Below are 15,419 nucleotides of genomic sequence, written 5' to 3'. Positions count from 1 at the left end.
ATGTCTGTTAAATTAGTGAAGCCAACGAAAATGTTAACGAGAGAATATCAGGATTTTTACTTAGAGTGGAAAAAAAGCGGTGAGAAAATGATACCTTGGGTCATCGAAAAACATCCGGATGATATGGATCGTTTCCTGCAATTTATTAATGATCACGAACAAGGAGCGAACTTACCTGATGGATGGGTTCCTGATTCTACTTTTTGGTTAGTTAGAGAGAAAACGATTATTGGCGTTGTCAATATTAGACATCGATTATCAGAAATACTTCTTTCCATTGGAGGTCATATCGGTTATGGTATACGTCCGAGTGAGCGAAAGAAAGGTTACGCGACCAAAATTTTGGAATTGGCGTTACTTGAAGCTAAAAGAATAGGGATTACTAGAGCACTCGTTACTTGTGATGCTGACAATATCGGTTCTCTGAAAGCTATTTTAAAAAACGGCGGAATAGAAGATGCAGATTATATGGAAGATGACGGTAATGTAGTGAAAAGATTTTGGATTGAAACATGAACAAGGAGTCCTTTCAATTTTCGGACTCCTTGCAACAATATTATTTTAAAAATCTCACGATTCATTTTCGGTAGCTTCATTAAATTCTTCTCTCACAACTTTTGATGGATTTGTTGGGTTTCCAAAAATAAGGCTGACAATAATGATTGCAACTGTACCAAATGCAAACCCTGGTACAATTTCATATAAATCAAATATGCCTCCTTCAAGCTGCTCCCAAACAATTACCGTTAAAGCGCCTACCACCATTCCGGCAATCGCTCCACCTACCGTTGTCCTTTTCCAAAACAAACTCAATATGATAATCGGGCCAAATGCTGCGCCGAATCCTGCCCATGCATATTCGACTAAATCAAGAACTTGGCTTTCAGGATCTTGAGCGATCAGGATCGCAATAATCGCGATGATAATGACTGCAATTCTCCCTATCCATACTAATTCTTTTTGACTAGCATTTTTTCTTATAATTCCCTTATAGAAGTCCTCTGCAACTGCACTAGAGGATACTAATAATTGTGAATCAATGGTACTCATAATCGCAGATAAAATCGCAGCTAATAATATACCTGCAACCCATGGGTTAAAAAGTTCTTGCGTGAAAGCTATAAAGACTGTTTCCGCATTATCTAACGGTGTGTCGGCAAAATAGGCAATCCCAGCAAAACCGGTAAAAATCGAACCATATAAAGCAAATACCATCCATGACATTCCTATAAATCTGGCCTTAGGGATTTCTTTAGTCGATTTTACAGCCATAAATCTTGTTATGATATGTGGCTGTCCAAAATAACCTAACCCCCAAGCTAATAACGAAATAATACCAATGGCTGTGGTATCTGTAAATGCGTTCAGATATCCTGGATCTATGCTCCCCACTTGACTAACGACTTTATCCCAGCCACCCGCAGCATTGATAGCTATAATCGGTACAATAATTAATGCTATGAACATTAAGATCCCCTGGAAAAAGTCTGTCCAGCTTACTGCTAGAAATCCGCCTAAAAATGTATACGATATAATGACAATGGCTCCAATCCATAACGCAGATTGATATTCTATTCCAAAGGACTGCTCAAATAAAATGGCTCCGCCGACAAGTCCTGCAGACGTATAAAATGTAAAGAATATCAAAATTACCAGAGCAGAAATAACACGTAGAATCCGTGATTTGTCTCGAAAACGATTTTCTAAAAAGTCTGGAATAGTAATGGAGTCTTTGGCAACTTCAGTATAAGTCCTTAACCGTTTCGCTACAAATTGCCAATTCAAGTATGCCCCTACTGCTAAACCAATCGCAAGCCAGATTTGATTCATGCCACCTGCATACATTGCTCCTGGCAAACCAAGTAAAAGCCAACTACTCATATCAGAAGCTCCAGCACTTAGGGCTGCTACACTTCCGCCTAAATTTCGGCCACCTAAAACATAGTCAGAAAGGTTATTCGTTAAACGAAAAGCAATAATTCCAATAACTAACATTCCGACTAAATAAACGATAAACGTGATTAACGTAACACTATCCATTATTTACTCTCCTCTTTCTGTAAAAAAGGTGATTAACGATAAGAGAACAACGGATAACATTGGGACTAATAACCACCCCCATGTTGCTGCATTGATTGTTTCCTGTTCCATCAAGATCACCACCTATGCTAAATATGTATATATAGTGTCTGTATTGCTTTACTATATATTCAAAAAAGTTATTTTATCATAAGTAAACCAACGTAAACAATGGTAGAATGATTTGAAATATAAGGTTCAGAATATTTCCAATTTTAGTCTGGTATGGTATTATGGTAAAAAATAGTAAGGGAGGTTGATTACTTGACCAATGATTCTGTGAAAAATTCTTTTTATTTGAGACAGTAGTTTACTATCAACTTCAGGTATTTCTCTATCAACTTTTCGAGTTTACTATCAACTTCGGCGACTTTTCTGGCAACTTCGATTGGTTTACTATCAACTTGGACAACCAAACAAATTTGAAAAAAGCTATTTCGCTTGTTGCGAAATAGCTTCCTCTTTTTTATTCTTTTTTCGATAGTTGTAATGCTTTTTTGAAGTCTTTTAATGAGGTGGATGTGCCGTACATGAGTACGCCGCCTCGATATATTTTGGCTCCTAAAATGGCAAATACTACAATCGTTGCAATTAATATAAGAATACTTAACCCCACTTCCCAGAATGCGATATCCAGTAAGCCGACCCGCAAGAACATTGCCATTGGCGAGAAGAATGGGATATACGATGAAATAACGACAAATGTTGATTCTGGCATACCTAATCCGACCATAGAAATCATAAAGGCAGCTATAATTAAAAATGTAACAGGAGTCATCAATTGCTGGACATCTTCGGTTCTACTGACTAATGACCCTAACATTGCTGCTAATGTCGCATATAAGAAATACCCTAACAAGAAGAAAACGATCGCGTATACAAATGTAGAAAGACTTACATCAGATAGTCCGAAAAACTCAAAGAAATCACCAATCAATTCATCTTGTTTCTGCATAATGACGAAGTAACCTGTCCCTAATAGCACAACCATTTGGGTTAGACCTACTAAGCCTATTCCGAAAATTTTAGCAAACATTTGACTGACTGGGGAGGAACTCGAAATTAAAATTTCCATGACTCTTGATGTTTTTTCATTGGCTATGTCCATCGCAATCATATTTCCATACAATATAACCGCCATATATAGTAAAAATAAGATAGCATAAACAAGCCCTCGCGCTCCGCTTAACTCTTCTTCTGTTTTGACGTCACTAGCGTCACCGTTACCTGTAGCAATTAATTCATTCTCAAAAGAAACTGGTTCATAGATCGAAGCAATAACAGCGGGATCAATACCTGATTGATTGGTTGCCATCTCCACTTTTATTTGTTGTAATTGGCTTTCTAATATGTTTTGTGCAGTTTGATTAGTATAATCTTTACTATAGTAAGTAGCTTCAGGTAAGCCGTCTTCCGATTCCCTGATATCCAACACAGCAATGAATTTTTCTTCCCCGACCGCATCTTGTGCTTCTTCAAGCGTCCCGTCAAAATGCTCTAATTCAAAGTCGGCTTCCGTCCTTGCTTCCAATTGTGAGTAAACTTCTTCTTGTTCTGTTACAACTGCAACTTGATCTGTCTCATCTGAATCAAACATTTCTATAAATGATTGAACATTCGACATTAAAACAATTAACGCTAGAATGATAGCAGTGGTGATAATAAATGATTTTGATTTGATTTTTGATAAATAAGTATGAGAAAAGACAATCCAAAATTTATTCATATGACTCACCAGCTTTCTCAATAAAAATGTCATTCAAACTTGGTTCGTCCAATTCAAATTTACGGATAAAACCTTTGCCTGATATTTCTTCTAATACGCTTTGGGAGACATTTTCATTTTCGATTTGACAAAGAACACCATCGCTAAAGTATTTCACTTTAACAACACCAGCAACATTTTCTAAAAAGGATAGGTCAAAATCCGCTTGTATTGATAAATTCTTCTTACCGAATGATCGTTTAATTTCACGAAGATCACCATGTAAAATCGGTTTACCGTGCTGCATCATGCATAAATGCTGACATAATTCTTCTACATGCTCCATCCGGTGTGAGGAAAAGACGATCGACGTTCCAGTGTTTTTTAATTCAATTACCGCCTTTTTTAACAATTCGACATTAACGGGATCCAAACCGGAGAAAGGTTCATCCAAAATAAGCAGCTTTGGTTTATGTATCACAGCCGATATAAATTGGATTTTTTGCTGATTCCCTTTCGATAATTCTTCTACTTTTTTATCCATATACTGTGGAACTTTTAAATAATCCAACCAGCTAGTCAATTCATCTAATACTTCTTTCTTTTGCATCCCTCGTAATTTTCCTAGATAAATTAATTGATCGCGAACCTTTAATTTAGGATACAAACCTCTCTCCTCTGGTAAATAGCCAATTTGATCACTTTTGCTGTAATCAATTGTTTCTCCATTCCATGTAATAGATCCAGATGTTTGATCTAATAAATTGAGGATCATTCGAAATGTCGTTGTTTTTCCTGCACCATTTGCACCAAGAAAACCGAATATATTCTTTTCAGGTATCTCAATCGATAAATCATCAACAGCTGTAAATGATCCAAATTTTTTCGTAACATTCTCTAATTTTAACGTCACATTCTTTCACTCCTTCCAATTATTATTACGGTAGTAACAGGCAAAAAGTTTCAAATAAAAATGAGCTACAGCAAAATACTGCAACTCATGATGTGTTCGTTATTGTTGTTGTGCACCATATAATTCTTCTAATGGTTTTGTGATAATACGGCTAATATCATTAATCAAAACATTGACACGTTGTTCTTGTTCCATTAGTTTGGAAATATCTTCATGCTGTTGGACAAGTTCCACAACTTGTTTTGCCTTTTCAACTTCCTCTTCGGTAATTTCCTCACCTTGCATTTGTTTCTGTTGTAATTCTAACTGCGTGTTACGGAAATTGTCGAACATTTGCTTAGAATTCGGATCTTCCATTACTTTATCATAAGCAGCTTTCAAATCCTTGAATTCGTCGCTTTCCTGAATTGCTTTTTCAAGCTCATTTGCACTGTCATAAACGTTAGACATAAAATAAAATCCTCCTAAAATAGTTACGTCATTCATAGGTCGCTATACCTTCATGTATATGTTCCTACATGTACTTTACCACTATAACAAAGATTTAAACGACGATAAAGAGAATCGCCTGAATTAACCCAATAAATCCACCTAATAAAGCACCCAAATAAGTAATCAGTTTAAATTCTTTTCGAGAAATCGATAAAATGATTTCTTCTATCCTCGACGTTGGAAAGGATGCTACTTGATTTTCGACCATTTTCTCCACTTCTAAATGTTGCAGCATAGTCGGAACACTATCTGACAATTTGCTAAATAACTGCTCGACTAGTAACGGTAGTACCTTTTCCTTTATTTGATTGGAAAAAGGGGTTACGAATTCCTGAATGGGCTTGTCCAACCATTCTTCTGCTGGTACATTTTCATAAATCAATTCGCGCAGTAACTGTTGTGTTTCTTTTTTTGCAAATAATGGTTCGATAAGTTGAACTTCTTGGTTTAAAAGATTTTGCCACTCTTTTTGGACTGCTTGCTCAATCCACCTGCTCCCTTCTTCAGAACGTAAATAATCCGTTACTAATCGCTGGATTTTCAGTGCTAATTCATCGCTACTGAACATCGATAACACCATATTTCCTAGAAAACCTTTGGATTCAGCATATTGTTTAATAACTGCTTCTATCTTTTGATGCGTTTCTTCATTATTTAATAAATCGATTCCTTTATCTCGCAAAAAAATGGATGTCTTTTCTAGTTCTTTTTCTGTTATCATCTGACCAAGCCAATGCTTGAACGGTTTTTGGTGATTTTTTTGCAGAAAGTTCTGAACTTGGTCGATTACTTTATCCGCAATCATTCCTTTCACACGATCAGCATTGACGTTTAGTTGAAACTTGTCTGATAGTTGGCTGATCGTGATCGATTTGGTCAGAAAATGCTGCCACTCTTTGTGTATCCTTTGTTGTACTTGTTGTTTTAATCCTTGGTCCTCTAATTTTAATTGAATGCTATCGATCGTTAGTAAATGATTGACAACCAATTGTCCAAGTTGTTTCGCTAATTGATCACGCCTTTTTGGGATAACACCCGGAGTGAAAGGCACCTTCCATTTACCGATATATATTGCCTGATAAGGCCGAAACAGCATCTTAATGGCCACAGAATTGGTTAACCCACCAATAAAACTACCAATGACCACCAAGAAAAGTATTATAATCAGGTTTTCCACCCTTCTTTCCACCTTTCCTCTTTGTAAAGTATAGTACACCTTCCTGCTGCATATAATGAATTAGCCTACATGTAGAAAGCAGGTGTTCACATGCGACAGACATTCCGAATAATAGCCTACCCTAATGACAAAAATAGAATGATTGTCCCTACCGAGGCTTACTATCATTTAAAACAGATGTCTATGCTACAGCACGGCTTACAAAATATTCCTTGTGATATCTTAAGCCATCATAACAGAACAAACACGATTTATCTTTCTTCTTCGATTATGAAGCAATTCCATTTAATCAATCATGCACCAATCATTTTGAATACCGATACAAATACCTGCCACATAAACTATCTCTTTGGTGTATTCAGCCATTGTTCGCCACAGCAATCATCCTATCAAAGATTATATCAAGAAATGGCTAGAGTTGGGCACACACTCGGATTTGAAACGATTTTTTTCTCCTATCATGACGTTCATTTGCAAACAAATAGCTCAACAGGGGTTGTTTGGCAAGAACAGGAGTGGAAAACGATTGAAACAGAAATACCACCAGTCATATACAATCGCATACCTAATCGCAAGATCGAGTCACATAAAAAGGTACAAAAAATAAAACAGTATTTGACCACAAACTCTATTATATTTAATCCCGACTTTTTTAACAAATGGCAAGTATATGATAATATTATGAATCATGAACGAATCAATTATCTTCTACCTGATACCACTTTTCACCCTTCGATTCAGACCATTCAACATAAACTTTCCCAGCATCCAGTTACACTAATGCCATTGAAAGATGATGATAGCAATCATTTCTATTTAGAAGAAGTGGGAGACCTTCTATTTGTTACGCACAATCATAACAGTCGACAATATTATCAAGACCTTGAACAGTTTAAACAAGCGTTTTTTCCTAATGGCTTCCGGCAATATGTATTACAGGACGCAATAGATTTAATTCAACATCAGGGAGATTCCTTTTACCTAAGAGTGCATACAAACAAAACCAAGCAATGGCAAGTGACCTTATTATATGGAAGAAAAAATACTGGGAATGAAATAGTTGATTTAGACACACTAAATTTAGGGAGAAACACCATCAAAAAAGTAAAAGAATTAGCCATAGTATTAAGCAAGCTGTTGGAAAATATGTTACCTGGTACGATTGGAGAGTTGGGATTTGATATCGGTATCGATCAGGAACGAAGACTTTGGTTAATAGAAGTTCAGGCAAAACCTAGTTGGCAAGTATTTTTTCATCCTGCGCTTGCAACTAAAACACAAGCGTATCTCACTTCTTTATTTGAGTTCTCCTTATATGTTGAATGATTTTCACCTTTTGGTTCAAGCTATGCTTAGAGGAGGGAGTATTATGGCAAAACCTTCATCCAAAAAACAGACAGATTCTCGCGAAAAATATGAAGTAGATGTTGATCGTATGATTAATGAAGGAATGGCTGGTGGTACAGCACATTCGGTACATGGTCGAATGCAAATCGAACAAGCAAGAAAATTGCCAAAAGAAAAAGAAGCCTTTCCCGCCGAAACAGACGGGGAGTAAAAATACACACACTCTTTAAAAAGTGTGTGTATTTTTATGGTGTTAACGCTCATAACACATATTCTTTGTTATAATAGAAGTAAATGATATTTCAATGAAAGAGGCTTAAACATGTTAGAACAACTTCAACAAATGTTCCCTAATTTAGTTACACATTCAAATGAGACAAAAATGGATACGATTTCGTATAAATGGTATGTCACAAATGAAAATGACATTATCGGAGTACCTAAAGAAGAATTAACGGAGAGAGAATCGAAAATTTTAGAAATATTACTTACACCATATAAAGCTAGTCAACCACCGACTACTGAGCGCGAAAAATTATGGATGGATATCTTATTTCAACAAGAAATTCCTAAAAAAATGATGGAAGATAATTTGTCCGCCTTCCATTTTGTTTATTTTTCCCTATCAGATGAGTCGATTGATCCTGAATCATTTCGAGAAGCGATCCATGGTTTGTTCCCGCAAAAGACCTCCATCCTGTGGGAAAACAATCATGAAGGAGTGATCATTCAGGAAGAAGTCCAAACAACGGAAGACTATGTATCCTATTCCGAGATTATCGAAGTACTGACGACAGATTTTTATATCAATATAAAGCTTTTTGTCGGTCCAACATTACATCATATTCAACAGGCGCCAGATTTCTATGAATGGATCAAAAAATGTTACTACTTAACCAGACGCCATAATCATGCTGTTTTGGATTATATTAAAGCGATTCCGTATCTATTTTTACATGATATAAGTGATAAAGAACAACAGATGATTACAGATTCAATCCTTAATGAGGTAAAAAGTGACGAAGAATTATTAAAAACAGTTCAGGTCTTTTTGGAGTCCAATTCCAATACGACCTTAGCGGCAAAAAAAATGTACATGCACCGTAATAGTTTACAGTATCGTGTGGACAAGTTCATTGAGAAAACGGGGATAGATGTGAAACAATTCGATGGAGCTATTGCCGTTTATTTATGTCTGCTCATGCGTACAAAATGGTAAAATGAGACAATATCTTACGTTAGGGACATGCTTTTGTAACCGTGCACAAATAGGGTGACTTTTTTTGTGCACGCTTTCTATTTACCTTTGGCCATTTTATTAGTAAACTAATAGACATAGATGAAACGCTTTCAACAAATTAGGAGGGGAATACAATGGCAGAATTATCATTAAGAAACATTGACAAAATTTATACAAAAGGTGAAGACAAAGCAGTTGACAACTTCAACCTTGAAATTAAAGACAAAGAATTTATCGTATTCGTAGGTCCATCTGGTTGCGGTAAATCAACTACACTTCGTATGATTGCAGGTCTTGAAGAAATTTCTAGTGGAGAGTTCTACATCGATGACAAATTGATGAATGAAGTCGCTCCTAAAGACCGTGATATTGCGATGGTATTCCAAAACTACGCACTATATCCACACATGAATGTTTATGACAATATGGCATTTGGTCTTAAACTTCGTAAATTCAAAAAAGACGAAATCGAGCGTCGTGTAAAAGAAGCAGCTCGTATTCTAGGTTTGGAAGCTTACTTAGACCGTAAACCGAAAGCACTTTCAGGTGGTCAGCGTCAGCGTGTTGCATTAGGTCGTGCAATCGTCCGTGATGCAAAAGTATTCTTAATGGATGAGCCGTTATCAAACTTGGATGCGAAACTTCGTGTACAAATGCGTGCGGAAATTCAAAAGCTTCACCACCGTCTACAAACAACAACTATTTACGTTACACACGACCAAACAGAAGCGATGACAATGGCAACTCGCCTTGTTGTATTAAAAGATGGTGTTATTCAGCAAGTTGGTGCCCCTAAAGAAGTATATGATAAGCCAAACAACATCTTCGTTGGTGGTTTCATCGGTTCACCAGCTATGAACTTCTTTAACGGTACATTAGAAGAAGGAAAAATTGCACTTGGTGATACAAAAGTTGAAGTACCTGAAGGAAAAATGAAAGTACTTCGTGAACAAGGATATGTTGGTAAAGAAGTAGTACTAGGTGTACGTCCAGAAGATATCCATGATGAGCCTGTCTTCTTAGATGCGAATCCAGGTAAGAAAATTACCGCTACGATCGATGTATCCGAACTAATGGGTTCTGAGTCTTATCTATACTCTGAAGTAAATGGTCAAGAATTCGTTGCACGTGTTGATTCTCGTACAGATATCCACGGTGGTGAAAAAATTGACTTGGCATTCGATATGCATAAATGCCACTTCTTCGATAAAGACAATGAACAACGCATTAAATAAATGATGTAATCAAACCCGTTTCGTTAGATCGAAACGGGTTTTTCTATTTTCCATATTGGTTTATTCTTTTGATATCTTTTCAATGAATGAAAAACATTTATTTCCTTTGGTCAAACTATCATGAAAATTCATGCTCATGGATAACAACTTCTTCAGAATAATTACAAGCTGAACAAACTCCAACGTGCACACATTGATGTGAGGAACTGGAATTAGGAATTCCATCGATCAATTGCGCATCATTTATTTCAATATATGGCGCATAATCATCATAGTAATCGACAACCTTACCTCCATCTAACATATGTGCATCACATACCGGACATCTATGCTCCATTTTTTCTAGACCATTACATAGATAACAAATATACATATTTATCCTCCGCAATGAATATTACATTCCTTCATTTCACTTATATATTGTACTTTTTTCATTGCTTTACAACTTTTTTATATTTTCTTAATCTGTAAAAAGGAGACACTTAAATAAGCGTCTCCTTCTTCTTATTATTCAATTATTGTTGTTGGTTTCCACCAAATTGTTGTTCAGCCATTGTTACTAATCGTTTTGTGATTTCTCCACCAACAGAACCGTTAGCACGAGAAGTAGAGTCTGCACCTAAGTTTACACCAAATTCTTGTGCAATCTCATATTTCATTTGATCTAGGGCTTGCTCTACTCCAGGAACAACTAATTGATTTGAATTGTTAGTTGCCATCTTTGATCACCTCCTGTACCCCATATTGTGAACAAAAAGGAGATCAATATGCTTTTATTTCGTTAGCAATTTCTAGCAACAATTCCAACGTGTTTATTTTGGATAAGTCATTTCTTCTGGCTTGATCCATTCATCAACTTGCTCAGCTGTTAATAAGCCTGATTCAACTGCAGCTTCTTTTAAGGTTGTATTATCAGCAAATGCTTTTTTGGCAATCTTTGCGGCATTCTCATATCCGATATGCGGATTAAGTGCTGTTACTAGCATAAGTGAATCATTTAAGTTTTTCTCAATTTGTTCATGATTTGGCTCTATTCCGACAACACAACGATCATTAAATGATAGCATACTGTCTGCTAATAGTTGTGCAGATTGCAAGAAGTTATAAGCTATAACTGGTTTAAAGACATTTAATTCAAAATTACCTTGACTTGCAGCAATACCAATCGCTGCATCATTGCCCATTACTTGTGTCGCTACCATGGTAATTGCTTCACTTTGAGTCGGATTAACTTTACCTGGCATTATGGAGCTACCTGGTTCATTGGCAGGAATCGTAATTTCCCCAATTCCACAACGAGGTCCACTAGCTAACCAACGCACATCGTTACCTATCTTCATTAAGTCTGCAGCTAATCCTTTTAATGCTCCGTGTGCATAGACTAACTCATCATGGCTTGTCAATGCATGGAATTTATTTGGTGCAGAAACAAAATCTTTTCCGGTATATTCACTAATTTTTGCTGTTACACGCTCTGAAAATTCCGGATGAGCATTTAATCCGGTACCAACAGCAGTACCACCAATAGCCAATTCTTTTACGTAGGGAATACTGTCTTTGATCATCGATTCTGTTTTTTCCAGCATGCGATGCCAGCCACTAATCTCTTGTCCTAACGTTAATGGGGTAGCATCTTGGAGGTGTGTCCGTCCGATTTTCACGATATCGTCAAACGCTTCCATCTTTTCTTTTACCGTTGCTTTTAAAGTTGCTAATGCAGGTAAAACAACGTCCTCTAATTTACGGACAGCAGCAATATGTAATGCGGTTGGATAGGTGTCATTGGAACTTTGTGATTTATTGACATCATCATTTGGATGTAAGGTAACATCACTGTTTTGTTCCTTTAACCACAAATTTCCTACATAAGCAATCACTTCATTAACGTTCATATTGGATTGTGTACCACTACCTGTTTGCCAAACTACTAATGGGAAATGCTCATATAATTCGCCTGCTAAAATGCGGTCTGCAGCATGATTTATCGCATCCGCTTTCAATTGTTCCATTAGACCTAGTTCGCTATTTACAATGGCAGCACTTCGTTTTAAAATGGCAAAGCCTTCAATAATTTCTGTTGGCATTGTCTCATTACCAATTGGGAAATTTTCTTTACTACGCTGTGTTTGCGCTCCCCAATACTTATCCTTCGCAACCTTCATTTCACCGATAGTGTCACGTTCAATACGATAATCCATTATACATTCTCCCCCTTATGTAATCTTCATTTATCACGGAGCTAATTGTCAGTAAATCCCCTCACTTCAAATTTAAAGAGCTCTAAGTTAGGAGATCACGTTCCTTAACACCCTGTGACAAGTTTCCCTTTATATTGTATCAAAAAATGCGAAAAAAATAGAGACAAAACTATTTTGTCTCTACATAAGGTATACCGGTACGATAAAGCCCCCTTGTTTCCATTCCCCCTAGACCTCTTTCACCAGTAAGTGTGTTTTTTAACACATCATAAACATTCACTTTATCCATAAAAGGTGTGTAGGCTACTTTTGCTACAACATAGACGGGATCTAACGCATGAATATTGACGCGATCTGGTGAGCTTGCAAAATTAGCCCCTGCGCGAATAAGCGATTCAAAGTGTGATTGACATGCCCCTGCAAAAATAATCAATTGATCCAAATTGGGAGACCATGCTCTCGCTTGACGTACAGCTTCAACAAAAAATCGTGTGTTGCGGTATGCGGACATATCTTTTTTACTGCCCTTTGATTCTGAGTAAGCATCATGTCCGGTAATAACGATAATCTCTGGCTGCACTTTTTTAACCAGGTCTTCCATTTCAATCGGTAATTCTTTTTCTTGCACATACACACCATGCACTTGCAATCCTAGTCGCTGATATAATTCAATGCATTTCTTTAAATAAAGTCGATCACCATCAATGTGTAGTACTTTTACTGGTAATTGAAATCGTTGAATATTACGTGGCTCTATTTTTTTATGCTCATAATCTTTTTTTTCTTTCATTAGCTGATAATCTTGACGAAAAAGACGATATGAATACTCTTCTTTTTCTTTTATTTCATCCTGTCTTTTTCTAATATCTTCTTCTGGTAAAATACGAAGATCATCAAAAGGTGCATCTGCTTCTAGACGTAAATCTTCTCCGTGTAGTAATACCTTATCATCATTTATATTTTTGATACGAAAAACGATATCATGTTTATAAGAATATCGTGTCACAAGCATTCCTGTCATCAGCTTCACCAAATCACCCCATAATGAGCTTGCTACTATAGGTTATGTGAGGTTAGTATTTTTGGTGAATAAGATGAAATCACCCAGTCTGTTTGTAGCCTTTGTAATACATCTCTCCCACCTGTATCTGTATTTTTCTGTTAACATATCTAATACCAGTAAAACCGTTGCATGTAACTGTATGTTTTCCCGGTAAAGCTACATTCACCAGGAAATCACCCTTTTAAAATTGACGGATTTCCCGGTAAAAATGAAATTACAGGGAAATCTAACAAGTGGAATAAGAAGTTTTCCCGATATTTTAGGGACCGCAATAAGCGATGATTGAGCGATTCGTGAAATTGCCTAGTTTTCTGTGCTTGCGTGGACTTTCCTGATAAAAAAGTACGATTGCGCATAAGTTCGACTATCCGACTGGCAACTTCACTTCTTGCAAAACAAGAAAGTGCTCTTTTAATACTCCAGTTTCATGAAGAATATTTACAAATGCTAATTAAAAAACCAAGAAGCTTTAGCTTCTTGGTTTAAGGATAAAGTCCAAAGAATTCTTCTAATGTTACTTGCGCTTGATAAATTTCTGTCGCAGTTTCTTTTCCTACGTAACGTAAATGCCATGGTTCGTAACTGTATCCAGTAATGTCTTCTTTTCCTTCTGGATAGCGAATGATAAAACCATGTTCATGGGCATGATCTTCCAGCCATTGCCCTTCCTCTGTTTCAATAAAACTTTGTTCCAGAACAGCCACTAATGCTGCTGAGGCAACATCCATTGCCAAACCTGTCTGATGCTCGCTAGTTCCAGGTTTCGCTGAGAATTTATCCGCATGATCTTGACCTTTTGTCGCAACATTATTTTCATATATTTGTTTCTGGCGGTCATAGGAGCGATAGCCTGAAACAGCTACTAGATCTAAGTCATCTTCCTTTGCGGCTGCAAAAAGGTCCTCCAATGCATCTGCTGCTACTTTTCGTATTAAACGCTTCGGATCCCCTTCTGCTGCATGGTAAGGGACATTCGCCTCTACTAAGTCATCCGGTTCGAAACCGTCTGGCAATTTTCGCTGTTTATTAACAACAAGTGATACACTGTCAGGATTATCGATAACTGTCAGTGAATCATCTTTATTTTCATCGATCTGCTCATTTTCCTGCTTTTCTCCATTTCCTTTATCCTCTTCTTCTTTTCCTTGTTCTGCTTGTTCTTTATCTTCTTCTTCCACTTGGACAAAAGATTCCGGTTCTTCTTTATAATCTTGTTGAGTATCTCTTTTTTCTATCTGTTGTGCTAAAAAGTTTTCTTGTTGACATCCAATCAAGAAAGTTATTAGCAAGATAAAAATTGCTGTTTTTTTCATTATTATAACCCTTTCCATATGACAACTAAACAATCTACACTCTTATTACTATAACATATTTTAGACAGAATCCATATAGATGGAGAGAATTAAAATGCCTATTAAAAAGGTATAGTAGACACCTGCATCGAGTCACGAAAGTTCTGATTATCCTCAGATGGAGAAGACTTTTTCCTTGGAACAGAACGGCGCTTCCAGGGATATCTCCTTCGGTAGGAGTAGAACGACAGCATAGAAAACACTACGAAAGTAATTTTTGTTTGAGTAGATGTTGCACTTGCGAACTATTCTACCTGAACATATGTCAGCATTCTCAAAGGAAGAACGGAAGAGATCAAATCGTGACCGCGCATTATATGGTTTTATGTAAAATAAAAACCTCGTCGAGTTAACGAACGAGGTAAACGCTTATGATTCCCATATATAACTGTTATATGTTTCACTCAATTTTTTGAATGTTTCTTTATTGTTATCATCAATAGATTGGTTTATTTCTTCTTCCAAGCGTGCCTTATTCCAAGTAAAACAAAGATCGTCCAATACAAGTTGTGACGCTAAACGAATTTCATACGGAATCTCTCTTCTAGCTCTAAGTACCGATTTAGAGTTCATATGGAACACTTTCAATTGATAACTCACCTTATGTTTTTTCATGAA

The 15,419-nt window shown here is 36.6% G+C and carries 16 protein-coding genes; 5 read left to right on the top strand and 11 right to left on the bottom strand.

The annotated features are described in order from the left end of the window. A complete protein-coding gene (locus tag D569_RS0117205; protein ID WP_018933673.1) occupies window positions 1-516 on the top strand; it encodes a GNAT family N-acetyltransferase in 516 nt (171 codons plus the stop codon). Window positions 517-570: 54 nt separating this feature from the next. Here the strand turns inward: D569_RS0117205 and putP are convergent, their stop codons facing one another. From putP to D569_RS0117175, 5 genes are all read right to left on the bottom strand, one after another. Continuing rightward, on the bottom strand, window positions 571-2,040 hold the full coding sequence (putP, locus tag D569_RS0117200) for a sodium/proline symporter PutP (RefSeq protein ID WP_018933672.1): 1,470 nt from the start codon (window positions 2,038-2,040) through the stop codon (window positions 571-573). 505 nt (window positions 2,041-2,545) lie between these two features. Further along, a complete protein-coding gene (locus D569_RS0117190) occupies window positions 2,546-3,805 on the bottom strand; it encodes an ABC transporter permease (protein ID WP_018933670.1) in 1,260 nt (419 codons plus the stop codon). Further along, window positions 3,798-4,697, bottom strand: a complete 900-nt coding sequence (locus D569_RS0117185; RefSeq protein ID WP_018933669.1) for an ABC transporter ATP-binding protein — start codon at window positions 4,695-4,697, stop codon at window positions 3,798-3,800. The genes D569_RS0117190 and D569_RS0117185 overlap by 8 nt, the downstream gene beginning before the upstream one ends. A gap of 99 nt (window positions 4,698-4,796) precedes the next feature. Continuing rightward, window positions 4,797-5,147 carry a YlbF/YmcA family competence regulator gene (locus tag D569_RS0117180; RefSeq protein WP_018933668.1) on the bottom strand — a complete coding sequence of 117 codons (351 nt, stop codon included), beginning with the start codon at window positions 5,145-5,147 and terminating at the stop codon, window positions 4,797-4,799. A 94-nt stretch (window positions 5,148-5,241) separates the two neighbouring features. After that, the gene (locus D569_RS0117175; protein WP_018933667.1) at window positions 5,242-6,366 is read right to left on the bottom strand and encodes a DUF445 domain-containing protein; all 1,125 of its coding nucleotides are present in this window, start codon (window positions 6,364-6,366) and stop codon (window positions 5,242-5,244) included. 90 nt (window positions 6,367-6,456) lie between these two features. Here D569_RS0117175 and D569_RS0117170 point away from each other — a divergent pair, with 90 nt between their 5' ends. From D569_RS0117170 to D569_RS0117155, 4 genes are all read left to right on the top strand, one after another. Beyond that, entirely contained in the window at window positions 6,457-7,692 is a 1,236-nt protein-coding gene (locus D569_RS0117170) for a YheC/YheD family protein (protein WP_018933666.1), read from the top strand. 43 nt (window positions 7,693-7,735) lie between these two features. Continuing rightward, window positions 7,736-7,924, top strand: coding sequence for a hypothetical protein (locus D569_RS0117165; RefSeq protein WP_018933665.1), 189 nt, complete (start codon window positions 7,736-7,738; stop codon window positions 7,922-7,924). 111 nt (window positions 7,925-8,035) lie between these two features. Then, complete coding sequence (locus D569_RS0117160) at window positions 8,036-8,932, top strand: PucR family transcriptional regulator (RefSeq protein WP_018933664.1); 897 nt, start codon at window positions 8,036-8,038, stop codon at window positions 8,930-8,932. A 155-nt stretch (window positions 8,933-9,087) separates the two neighbouring features. Then, complete coding sequence (locus tag D569_RS0117155) at window positions 9,088-10,188, top strand: ABC transporter ATP-binding protein (RefSeq protein ID WP_018933663.1); 1,101 nt, start codon at window positions 9,088-9,090, stop codon at window positions 10,186-10,188. Between the two features lie 118 nt (window positions 10,189-10,306). Here the strand turns inward: D569_RS0117155 and D569_RS0117150 are convergent, their stop codons facing one another. The 6 genes from D569_RS0117150 to D569_RS0117125 all read right to left on the bottom strand — a co-directional run bounded on the left by D569_RS0117150 (window position 10,307) and on the right by D569_RS0117125 (window position 15,416). Further along, a complete protein-coding gene (locus tag D569_RS0117150) occupies window positions 10,307-10,561 on the bottom strand; it encodes a hypothetical protein (protein WP_018933662.1) in 255 nt (84 codons plus the stop codon). Between the two features lie 142 nt (window positions 10,562-10,703). Next, window positions 10,704-10,907, bottom strand: coding sequence for an alpha/beta-type small acid-soluble spore protein (locus D569_RS0117145; RefSeq protein ID WP_018933661.1), 204 nt, complete (start codon window positions 10,905-10,907; stop codon window positions 10,704-10,706). A 93-nt stretch (window positions 10,908-11,000) separates the two neighbouring features. After that, on the bottom strand, window positions 11,001-12,386 hold the full coding sequence (gene fumC / locus D569_RS0117140) for a class II fumarate hydratase (RefSeq protein ID WP_018933660.1): 1,386 nt from the start codon (window positions 12,384-12,386) through the stop codon (window positions 11,001-11,003). Window positions 12,387-12,555: 169 nt separating this feature from the next. Continuing rightward, window positions 12,556-13,416, bottom strand: coding sequence for a sporulation peptidase YabG (yabG, locus tag D569_RS0117135; protein WP_018933659.1), 861 nt, complete (start codon window positions 13,414-13,416; stop codon window positions 12,556-12,558). A gap of 515 nt (window positions 13,417-13,931) precedes the next feature. Then, window positions 13,932-14,762: a M15 family metallopeptidase gene (locus D569_RS0117130; RefSeq protein WP_018933658.1), complete on the bottom strand. Its 831-nt coding sequence runs from the start codon at window positions 14,760-14,762 to the stop codon at window positions 13,932-13,934. 408 nt (window positions 14,763-15,170) lie between these two features. Then, window positions 15,171-15,416 (bottom strand): IDEAL domain-containing protein, encoded by a 246-nt coding sequence (locus D569_RS0117125; RefSeq protein WP_018933657.1) that lies wholly within the window; start codon window positions 15,414-15,416, stop codon window positions 15,171-15,173. Window positions 15,417-15,419 lie beyond the last annotated feature (3 nt).

Origin of the sequence: Gracilibacillus lacisalsi DSM 19029, assembly GCF_000377765.1 — a bacterium.
Classification (GTDB): Bacteria; Bacillota; Bacilli; order Bacillales; family Amphibacillaceae; genus Gracilibacillus; species Gracilibacillus lacisalsi.
This window is presented reverse-complemented; position numbering and strand designations above follow the sequence as displayed.